Genomic DNA, 9,976 nt, shown 5'->3' with positions numbered 1-9,976 from the left:
CGCGAATGCAGCGGTCCCGACCCGCACGCCCACCCAGCCCCGCCGCCGCATTCGCGGCGGCCGCCGCTCCTACAGCTCCCCGAGCCGCGTCGGCCTCCTGTAGGAGCGCCGGCAGGCGCGAATGCAGCGTGACCGACCCGCACGCCCACCGAGCCCCGCCGCCGAATTCGCGGCGGCCGCCGCTCCTACAACCCCCCGAACCGCGTCGGTCTCATGCTGGCGCTGCCGGCAGCTCGCGGCTGCTCCGCTGCTTGACTATACAGTACCGTTTTGGTACTTTTAATTCCGACCCAACCCCGCGAGCACGCTCCCATGCTGCGCATCAGCAAACTCACCGACTACGGCACCCTGATCCTGACCCACATGGCCGGGCACCCCGGTCGCGTGCACAGCGCGGCCGGCCTTGCCGAGGCGCTCGGCCTGGGCCTGCCCACGGTCAGCAAGGTACTCAAGACCCTCGGCCGCCACGAGCTCGTGAGCAGCCAGCGTGGCGCGCATGGCGGCTATGCGCTCGCCCGTCCGCCGAACCGCATCACCGTGGCGGACGTGATCGACGCGCTCGAGGAGCAGGCCTTCGGGCTCACCGAGTGCAGCTCGAGCAGCGGCGTGTGCGCGATCGAATCCGACTGCCGCATCCGCGAGAACTGGATGCGGATCAACACCGTGGTGCGCCAGGCGCTGCAGGCGGTCAACATCGCGGACATGGTCCACCCCGGCCACGGCGCCGCCTTCCCCGCCCCGCACCCCACCGAACACCGCATGCACGGCCCCGCGCGCAGCGCCGCCGCCTGCCTCCCCGGCGCGCGCACAGACGAACAGGAGATCTGATGATGAACGCCCCCACCTCGGCCGCCGCCACCTCCCCCGCTCCCACCTCCCGCGGCGATGCCATCGGCGCCTTCCTGGAACAGGACTACGCCGCCGGCTTCGTCACCACGCTCGAGACCGACACCGTGCCCAAGGGCCTGTCGGAGGACGTCATCCGCATGATCTCGGCGCGCAAGGGCGAGCCCGAATGGCTGCTCGACTGGCGCCTCGAGGCCTACCGCCACTGGCTGACGATGAGGCCGCCGAAGTGGGCCGCGGTGGAGTTTCCCGCGATCGACTTCCAGGACATCGTCTATTACTCCGCGCCCAAGTCGAAGAAGGACGGCCCCAAGAGCCTGGACGAGGTCGACCCCGAGCTGCTGCGCACCTTCGAGAAGCTCGGCGTGCCGCTGCACGAGCGCGCGCGCCTGGCCGGCGTGGCGGTCGATGCGGTGTTCGACTCGGTGAGCGTGGCGACGACCTTCAAGAAGGAGCTGGGCGCGCACGGCGTGATCTTCTGTTCCTTCTCCGAGGCGGTGAAGGAGCACCCGGAGCTGGTGCGCCAGTACCTCGGGACCGTGGTGCCGCCGGGCGACAACTTCTACGCCGCGCTCAATTCGGCGGTGTTCTCCGACGGCTCCTTCGTCTTCATCCCCAAGGGCGTCAAGTGCCCGATGGAGCTCTCCACCTACTTCCGCATCAACGCCCGCGACACCGGCCAGTTCGAGCGCACGCTGATCATCGCCGAGGAAGGTGCCTCGGTGAGCTACCTCGAGGGCTGTACCGCGCCGATGCGCGACGAGAACCAGCTCCACGCCGCGGTGGTCGAGCTGATCGCGCTCGCCGACGCCAAGATCAAGTATTCCACCGTGCAGAACTGGTACCCGGGCGACAAGGACGGCAAGGGCGGCATCTACAACTTCGTCACCAAGCGCGGTGACTGCCGCGGCGCGCGCTCGCACATCTCGTGGACCCAGGTCGAGACCGGCTCGGCGATCACCTGGAAGTACCCGAGCGTGATCCTGCGCGGCGACTCGTCGGTGGGCGACTTCCACTCGGTGGCGCTGACCAACAACCTGCAGCAGGCCGACACCGGCACCAAGATGATCCACATGGGGCGCAACACCCGCAGCACCATCCTCAGCAAGGGCATCTCGGCCGGGCGCGGCAGCAACACCTTCCGCGGCCTGGTCAAGGTCACGCCCAAGGCCGAGGGCGCACGCAACTACACGCAGTGCGATTCGCTCTTGATCGGCGACCGCTGCGCCGCGCACACCTTCCCCACCATCGAGGTGCGCCACCCGACCGCCCACGTCGAGCACGAGGCCACCACCTCGCGCATCGGCGAGGACCAGCTCTTCTACGCGATGCAGCGCGGCATCAGCGCCGAGGACGCGGTGTCGATGATCGTCAATGGCTTCTGCCGCGAGGTGTTCAAGGAACTGCCGATGGAGTTCGCGGTGGAAGCACAGAAATTGCTGGGCGTGAGCCTCGAAGGCAGCGTCGGCTAAGGACCCACAGGAGAATCGAGATGCTGAAAATCAACAATCTGCACGCCGCGATCGACGGCAAGGACATCCTCAAGGGCCTCGACCTCGAGGTCGCCGACGGCGAGGTGCACGCCATCATGGGCCCCAACGGCTCGGGCAAGAGCACGCTCGCCCAGGTGCTGGCCGGGCGCGAGACCTTCACCGTCACCGACGGCAGCGTCGACTGGGACGGCACCGACCTGCTCGCCCTGCCCGCCGAAGAGCGCGCGCGCGCCGGACTCTTCCTCGCCTTCCAGTACCCGGTCGAGATCCCGGGCGTGTCCAATGCCTACTTCCTCAAGGCCGCGGTCAACGCCGTGCGCCGCCACCGCGGGCTGCCGGAATACGACGCGATGGACTTCCTCGCGCGGGTGAAGGCCGAGATGAAGGCGGTCGGCATGAAGGAGGAGTTCCTCTACCGCTCGGTCAATGAGGGCTTCTCGGGCGGTGAGAAGAAGCGCAACGAGGTGCTGCAGATGGCGCTGCTCGAGCCCAGGCTCGCGGTGCTGGACGAGACCGACTCGGGGCTGGACATCGACGCGCTGAAGATCGTCGCCGAGGGCGTCAATCGCCTGCGCTCGCCCGAGCGCTCGATGATCGTGATCACCCACTACCAGCGCCTGCTCGACTACATCGTGCCGGACAAGGTGCACGTGCTGTCGCAGGGCCGCATCGTGCGCTCGGGCGGGCGCGAGCTCGCGCTGGAGTTGGAAGAGCACGGCTACGGCTGGATCGACGCGGCGCAGAGCGGCAAGGCCGGCGGGGCGTCGGCGGGAGCGCGGCCATGAGCGCGATCGACTTCTGGCTCGGACGCCATCGCGACACCGCCGCCAGGCTGCCCGGCGCCGACCTGCCCTGGCTCGTCCGCCTGCGCGAGGACGCGATCGACCGCTTCGCCGACGAAGGCTGGCCGACGACGCGGCGCGAGAACTGGCGCCACACCTCGCTCGCCTTCATGGGGCAGCAGGCGCTGGCGGCCGAGGCGAGCGACAAACCCGAGGCGGTGCTGGCACGGCTGCGCGAACGTTATCGCACGGCGTCTCGCGGGCAAGCCGGCACGCACGAAGGCGTCGCCAGCGTCGTGGGAGCGGGCTCGACCGCGAATGCTGCGGCCTCTGCCCCGCAGGACCTTGACCACTGGCTGGTCTTCGTCGATGGCAAGTTTGCCCCCGCGCTGTCGGCGATCGGCGGGCTGCCCGGCGGCGCGCGCATCGGCAGCCTCGCCGATGCGCTGAAGCAGAGCCCCGAAACGGTGGAAGCCGCCTTCGGCAGCGCCCTCGATGGCGAAGCCCCCCAGGCGCTCAACGCCGCCTTGGTCACCGACGGCGCCTGGATCCGCCTCGGCCGCGGCATCGCTATCGAGCACCCGATCCACCTCGTCTTCATCGGTGCCACGGTCGCCGACCAGCACCTGCGCAACCTCGTCGTCGCCGAGGCTGGCGCGCAGGCGACCATCGTCGAGCACTACCCGGCCGGCGCCGCGGGCAGCACGCTGACCACCGCCGTCACCCGCGTGCTCGCCGCGCAGGACAGCCACGTCACGCACCTCAAGCTGCAGCAGGAGGCGCCCGAGGCCATCCACCTGGCGACGATCGAGGCCGAGCAGGCGCGCGGCGCGGTGTTCGCCTCGCACTCGCTGTCCTTCGGCGCGCGCCTGGCACGCAACGACATCCGCACCCGGCTCGCCGGCGAAGGCGCCGAGGCGCTGTTGAACGGCCTCTACCACGCCGACGGCCGCCGCCATGTCGATCACCACACCCGCATCGACCACGCCCGCCCGCAGGGCACCAGCCGCGAGTTCTACCGCGGCCTGCTCGACGGCAGCGCGCGCGGCGTGTTCACCGGCCGCATCCTGGTCGCCCAGGACGCCCAGCGCACCGACGCCATGCAGCGCTGCGACAACCTGCTGCTGTCCCGCCTGGCCGAGGCCGACGCCCGCCCCGAGCTGGAGATCTACGCCGACGACGTCAAGTGCGCGCACGGCGCCACGATCGGCCAGCTCGACGAGGACGCCCTCTTCTACCTGCGCAGCCGCGGCGTCGATGCGGTGCACGCACGCCAGCTGCTGACCTACGCCTTCGCCGCCGAAGTGCTCGAGCGCATCGCCCACGCGCCGCTGCGCGCGCTCGGCCGCGCCGCGCTGCTCGAACGCCTGCCCGAGGGCGCCCGACTGGAGGAACTGCTGTGAACGCCCCGCGCGAACCCGGCGTGCAGACGCCCATCCTGGACCTCGCCGCCGACTTCCCCATCCTGTCGCGGCCGGTGCATGGCCGGCGGCTCGCCTACCTCGACAACGGCGCCACCACGCAGAAGCCGGCGGCGGTGATCGAGGCCGAGGCGCGCTTCTACCGCGAGTCCAACGCCAACATCCACCGCGGCGTGCACTGGCTGTCGCAGCACGCCACCGAGCTCTACGACGGCGCGCGCGCCACGGTGCAGCGCTTCCTCAACGCCGCGCGCGCCGACGAGATCGTGTTCACCCGCGGCACCACCGAGGCGATCAACCTGGTGGCGCAGAGCTGGGGCCGGCCGCGGCTCGCCGCGGGCGACGAGATCCTGCTCAGCACCATGGAGCACCACTCCAACATCGTGCCCTGGCAGCTCGTGTGCGAGCAGACCGGCGCGGTGCTCAAGGTGATTCCGGTGCAGGACAACGGCGAGCTCGACATGGCGGCCTTCGAGGGCCTGCTCGGCGAGCGCACCCGGCTGCTGGCGATCACGCACGTGTCGAACGCGCTCGGCACGGTGAATCCGGTGGCCGAGATGACCCGGCGTGCGCACGCGGTCGGCGCAGTCGTGCTGGTCGACGGCGCGCAGGCCGTGGCCCACCAGGCGGTGGATGTGCAGGCGATCGGCTGCGACTTCTACGCCTTCTCCGGCCACAAGCTCTACGGCCCCACCGGCATCGGCGCGCTCTACGGCCGCGCCGAGCTGCTGCGCCACATGCCGCCGTGGCAGGGTGGCGGCGACATGATCCGCACCGTCGCCTTCGACAACACCACCTTCGCCCCGCCGCCGCAGCGCTTCGAGGCCGGCACGCCCAACATCGCCGGCGCGATCGCGCTGGCCGCGGCGATCGACTACGTCCAGGCCGTTGGCCTCGCGCGCATCCACGCCCACGAGCAGGCGCTGCTCGACTACGGCACACGCGCGCTGCAGGACATCCCCGGCGTGCGCCTGGTCGGCACCGCGCAGGACAGGGCGGGCATCCTGTCCTTCCTGGTCGACGGCATCCACCCGCACGATCTCGGCACCATCCTCGACGCCGAAGGCGTGGCGATCCGCGCCGGCCACCACTGCGCGATGCCGCTGATGACGCGCTTCGGCATCCCCGGCACCGCGCGCGCTTCGCTCGGCCTGTACAACGGCCTGGCCGACCTCGACGCGCTGGTCGCGGCGATCCACAAGGCGCAGGCGCTGTTCGGCACGCGCGGCGGCACAGCGCCCTGCACAGGGAGAGCGGCATGAGCGACCTGCAGGATTCGCTGCGCGAGCTGTACCAGGAGGTGATCTTCGATCACAACCGCAACCCGCGGAACTACCGCCCGCTGCCCGCTGCCAGCCACCACGCCGACGGCCACAACCCGCTGTGCGGCGACCAGCTCACGGTGTACCTGCAGGTCGAGGACGGCGTCGTGCGCGAGGCGAGCTTCGTCGGCCACGGCTGCGCCATCTCCACCGCCTCAGCCTCGCTGATGACCGAGGCGGTGAAGGGCAAGCCGGTCGCCGAGGTCGAGGCGCTGTTCCGCGACGTGCATGCGCTGCTCACCGAAGGCCGCGAGGCCGCCGACCCGGCGCGCGACTTCGGCAAGCTGGAGGTGCTGTCCGGCGTCAAGGAGTTCCCGGCGCGGGTCAAGTGCGCCACGCTGGCCTGGCACACCCTGCACAACGCGCTCGTCGGCGAGCACGAGACCGCACACACCGAATAAGACCTCGAGGAGCAGGACATCATGGGCGACCACTACGGCGAAACCGATTCCCGCGTGCTGCAGCGCGACTGCGCGGCGGTGAGCGTGCCCTGGGGCAAGGCGGAGACGCTCCCCGAGGGATCCTACGCGCTGGTGACCCAGCGCCTGGGCGGCTCGATCACGGTGATGTGCGGGGGCAACCTGTATCGCATCGACGAGCGCAACGCCGACGCGCTCGGCCTGGAGCCGCAGCTTGCCGCCGCCCCACCTGTCGCTGCGGACGGCGAGCAGACCGCCGAAAGCATCGAGCAGGCGGCCTGGGCGCAGCTCGCCACCTGCTACGACCCCGAGATCCCGATCGACATCGTCAATCTCGGCCTGGTGTATGCGTGCACCGCGGAGGCGCTGCCCGACGGCAGGTTCCGCATCGCCGCCGCGATGACCCTCACCGCGCCCGGCTGCGGCATGGGCACCCTGATCGCCGACGAGGCGCGCGACAAGCTGCTGCAGATCCCCGGCGTCGCCGAGGCCGAGGTCACGCTGGTGTGGGACCCGCCGTGGAGCCGCGAGATGATGAGCGAGGCGGCGCGGCTGGAGATGGGGATGTTCTGAGGGTCACCCGTCGCCGCCCCGCCGACCCCAATCGCCACCGCAACGCCCCATTCGCGCCTGCCGGCGCTCCTACAGGGGCCGCAAGTGCGACGGTGCATGTGCCAACGCCGCAAGCGCGACGGTCCATGTACGAACGCCGAAGCGCGACGGTTCATGTACCAACGCCGAAGCACGACGGTTCATGTACCAACGCCGAAGCGCGGCGGTCCATGTACCAACGCCGAAGCGCGACGGTTTATGTACCACCTCCGAGGCGCGACGGTTCATTTACGAACGCCGAAGCGCGACGGTTTATGTAGGAGCGCCGGCAGGCGCGAAAGCGGCGCATCCGCCCCGCCAACGCCCGTCGCCCCCGACACGCCCCATTCGCGGCGGCCGCCGCTCCTACAGGGGCGGCAAGTGCGTCGATCCATGCACCAACGCCGAAGCGCGACGGTTTATGTAGGAGCGCCGGCAGGCGCGAATGCCGCCGACGTTCAGCGCAGCGAGAACTGCACCTCGCCGCCTTCGCCCAGCGCCTCGACCTTGGGCTCGAGCACGAAGACGCGCTCCCCGGGCACGCCGCCCTCTCCTGCCAGCCAATCGCGCACGGCCTGCGCGCGTGCGCGGGCGAGCCCCAGCAAGTCGTCGTCGCCGACCTGCGCGTTGGCGCGCAGCAGCGCTTCCATCTCGGGCACCGGGATGTCCTTGACCATGCCGACCAGGTTGCGCTCCTTCTTGAAGTCCGCGGCACGGTAGGCCTTCTTCAGCAGCTCGGCGTACTCCGCCTCGCCCACCTCGACCTCCTCGAGCGAGGGCGCGGCCTGGCCCTTGGCGATCATCGCCTTGAGCTTCTGCGCGCGCACCGCGTTGGCCAGCGCGGCCTGGCGCAGGCCGTCGAGGTCGGTGGCGGGGTCGGCGCGACCGACGACGTCCAGACGCAGCGCGGGCCGATCGACCAGCGCCTGCGCGAGCGTCTTCAGCCGGCCCTGCTCCGCCTCGCCCAGGGAGGCCGTGCCCGCAGCGAGGTCGAGCTGCGAGAGCTCCTCGCCGCCGCCGAGCGCCGAGCCGAGCAGCGCGAAGGGTGAGGTGATCGCCTTGCCGATCAGGTTGAACAGCATCTTCATCACCAGCCCGAAGACGCTGAACTGCGGATCGTCGAGCGTGCCGCTCACCGGCAGGTTCAGGTCGATCTCGCCGCGGCTGTTCTTGAGCAGCGACACCGCCAGCTGCACCGGCAGGTTCACCGCGTCCGGGCTCTCCACCGCGTCGCCGAAGGTGAGCTGGTCGAGGAAAATGCGGTTGGTCGCGGTGAGCTGGCGCTCGATGATCTTGTAGTTGAGCTCGGCCGAAAGCTTGCCCTTGGCGATGCCGTAGCCGACGTACTTGCCCGAGTAGCTCGACAGCCCGGTGAGCTCGAAGTCCTTCACCGAGGCGAGGATGTCGAGGTGGGCGTCCTGGCGGAAGGGGTTGAGCTCGCCGGTGATCGACAGCGGCGCGCTCTTGTCGACCTTGCCGGTGATGTCCACCTTGGCGAGCTTGTCCGAGGTGGTGGAAAAGCCGGTGATGGTGCCGGCGAGGCCGGTCAGGTTGGCGTCGTAGTTGGGGCGGATGAAGCGGTCGCTGAAGGCGACGTTGCCGCGCTTGAGCTCGATGCGGTCGATGCGCACCGGCGGAGGCGGCGGGCCCGGAGGCGCGACCGGGGCGGTGCGCTGGCCTTCTGCGGGCACCTCGCCCTGCACCTCGCCCTGCTCGAACTCCGTCGTCAGGGCCACCGCGACGGCCGGCTTCGCGGCCGGCTCGGGCTCGCCCTTGACCCCGCCGATCTCGCGCAGGTTCAGGCGGCCCTGGTTGTCGAGGATGAGGCGGGTGTAGAAGTCGTCGAGCGCGACGCGCCTGACGCCGAGCGAGAAAGGCTCCAGGCGCGCGTCGATGCCGCCGATCGCGAGCGTGCGCCAGCGCAGGAAGTCGGTCGCGTTCAAGCGGTCGACCGAGGCGAAGTTCGCCACCCCGACGTCGCCCGTGAAGCTCGCGAGCAGCTTGCCGCGGCGGTCGGTGTCGAGCTTGAGGCGGCCCTTGGTGGTGAGGTTGCCGCGCGAGATGGCGATCTTGGTCTGCTCGAGCACGTAGGGCTGCAGCGGCAGCAGGTCGACGTTGCGCAGGTCGAGCGCGAGATCGGCCTTGAGCGGCGCCATGGTGAGCGGCCCCGAGGCCGCCACCTTGCCGCGCTTGTTGAGCATGGAGTCGAGCTTGAACTGGACGGCGTCGCCCTTCTCGGTGGAGAAGCCGTCGAGCTCGAAGTCAATGCCTTCCAGCGTGGTCACCACCGGCCGCGCCACGCTGCGGTCGTCCAGGCGCACCGAGGCGCCGCGCAGCGCGAGCTTGTCCACCGCGACCACCCAGCCCGGCTCGGCCTTCCCCTTCGCCGCGGGCGCGGGCGCGGCGCCCTTCGCCGGCGGCGGCACGAGCGCCTTCACGAGGTCCAACTCGCCGTCCTTGGCGCGCACCGCCGACACCGCCGCGCCCTTGAGCTCGACGCCGCCGATGCGCACGCTGCGCCCGGCGAGGTCGACCGTGGCGCTGCGCACGTCGAGCGCCGGCAGGCTCAGCGCCGGGGTCTTCGCGCCCTTGAGCAGCAGCGCGAAGTCGCGCAGCGCGAGCGCCTCGGCACTCACCTCGACCGCCGGTGCGCCGTCCTCGCCGAGGGTCACGCGGTACTGCGCGCCACCGCTCAGGCTGCCCTCGCCGATCGAGGCGCCGGGCATCGCCGCCGCCAGGTAGGGCGCATAGCGCGGCAGGCGGATCGAGTCGAACTGCAGGCTGCCGGAATACTGGAAAGGCGACAGGCGCAGCACGTCCTCGTGGGTGAACTTCTCGCCGGCGTCGCTGACGTAGTCGAGGCGGATCTCGGCCGGCAGTTCGCCCTCGGTGGCGAGGTCGCGCATGTCGAGGTTGATCGCCTCGATGCGCGCGCGGAAGGGCTCGGCCAGGCTGCGGTCCTCGAAGCGCAGCACGCCGTCGCGGATGCGCGTGAGCGCGAGCAGGAAGTCCGGCGCGGCCGGGGCCGCGGCGCCCGCATCCGCCGACGTCTTCCCGTCCGCGCCGGCGGCTGGCGCCGTGGCGCCCTCGCCCGCCTGCGCG

8 protein-coding genes are annotated in these 9,976 nt (G+C 70.7%); 7 read left to right on the top strand and 1 reads right to left on the bottom strand.

The annotated features are described in order from the left end of the window. Window positions 1-312 precede the first annotated feature (312 nt). The 7 genes from C667_RS15995 to sufT are packed head-to-tail and all read left to right on the top strand — an operon-like array spanning window position 313 to window position 6,856. On the top strand, window positions 313-828 hold the full coding sequence (locus C667_RS15995) for an SUF system Fe-S cluster assembly regulator (RefSeq protein ID WP_004369373.1): 516 nt from the start codon (window positions 313-315) through the stop codon (window positions 826-828). After that, window positions 828-2,318, top strand: a complete 1,491-nt coding sequence (gene sufB / locus C667_RS15990; protein ID WP_004369371.1) for a Fe-S cluster assembly protein SufB — start codon at window positions 828-830, stop codon at window positions 2,316-2,318. Before C667_RS15995 ends, sufB begins: the two co-directional genes overlap by 1 nt. 20 nt (window positions 2,319-2,338) lie before the next feature. Next, the gene (gene sufC / locus C667_RS15985) at window positions 2,339-3,124 is read left to right on the top strand and encodes a Fe-S cluster assembly ATPase SufC (protein WP_004369369.1); all 786 of its coding nucleotides are present in this window, start codon (window positions 2,339-2,341) and stop codon (window positions 3,122-3,124) included. Continuing rightward, complete coding sequence (sufD, locus tag C667_RS15980) at window positions 3,121-4,524, top strand: Fe-S cluster assembly protein SufD (protein WP_004369367.1); 1,404 nt, start codon at window positions 3,121-3,123, stop codon at window positions 4,522-4,524. The genes sufC and sufD overlap by 4 nt, the downstream gene beginning before the upstream one ends. Further along, window positions 4,521-5,804 carry a cysteine desulfurase gene (locus C667_RS15975; protein WP_004369364.1) on the top strand — a complete coding sequence of 428 codons (1,284 nt, stop codon included), beginning with the start codon at window positions 4,521-4,523 and terminating at the stop codon, window positions 5,802-5,804. The genes sufD and C667_RS15975 overlap by 4 nt, the downstream gene beginning before the upstream one ends. Then, window positions 5,801-6,265 carry a Fe-S cluster assembly sulfur transfer protein SufU gene (gene sufU / locus C667_RS15970; protein ID WP_004369363.1) on the top strand — a complete coding sequence of 155 codons (465 nt, stop codon included), beginning with the start codon at window positions 5,801-5,803 and terminating at the stop codon, window positions 6,263-6,265. Before C667_RS15975 ends, sufU begins: the two co-directional genes overlap by 4 nt. 21 nt (window positions 6,266-6,286) lie before the next feature. Continuing rightward, window positions 6,287-6,856 carry a putative Fe-S cluster assembly protein SufT gene (gene sufT / locus C667_RS15965; protein ID WP_004369361.1) on the top strand — a complete coding sequence of 190 codons (570 nt, stop codon included), beginning with the start codon at window positions 6,287-6,289 and terminating at the stop codon, window positions 6,854-6,856. 476 nt (window positions 6,857-7,332) lie between these two features. Here the strand turns inward: sufT and C667_RS15960 are convergent. After that, the coding region (locus tag C667_RS15960; protein ID WP_004369359.1) for a DUF748 domain-containing protein at window positions 7,333-9,976 on the bottom strand (2,644 nt) is incomplete at its 5' end.

Origin of the sequence: Thauera phenylacetica B4P (assembly GCF_000310225.1) — a bacterium.
Classification (GTDB): Bacteria; Pseudomonadota; Gammaproteobacteria; order Burkholderiales; family Rhodocyclaceae; genus Thauera; species Thauera phenylacetica.
Note: the sequence above shows the minus strand (reverse complement) of the source record. Positions and strands in the feature narration are given on the sequence as shown.

Bases quoted from the DNA above. Each gene is read 5' to 3' on its own strand.
- C667_RS15995 (WP_004369373.1), top strand. From the start codon at position 313: ATGCTGCGCATCAGCAAACTCACCGACTACGGCACCCTGATCCTGACC.
- sufD (WP_004369367.1), top strand. From the start codon at position 3,121: ATGAGCGCGATCGACTTCTGGCTCGGACGCCATCGCGACACCGCCGCC.
- sufC (WP_004369369.1), top strand. From the start codon at position 2,339: ATGCTGAAAATCAACAATCTGCACGCCGCGATCGACGGCAAGGACATC.
- sufB (WP_004369371.1), top strand. From the start codon at position 828: ATGATGAACGCCCCCACCTCGGCCGCCGCCACCTCCCCCGCTCCCACC.
- sufT (WP_004369361.1), top strand. From the start codon at position 6,287: ATGGGCGACCACTACGGCGAAACCGATTCCCGCGTGCTGCAGCGCGAC.
- sufU (WP_004369363.1), top strand. From the start codon at position 5,801: ATGAGCGACCTGCAGGATTCGCTGCGCGAGCTGTACCAGGAGGTGATC.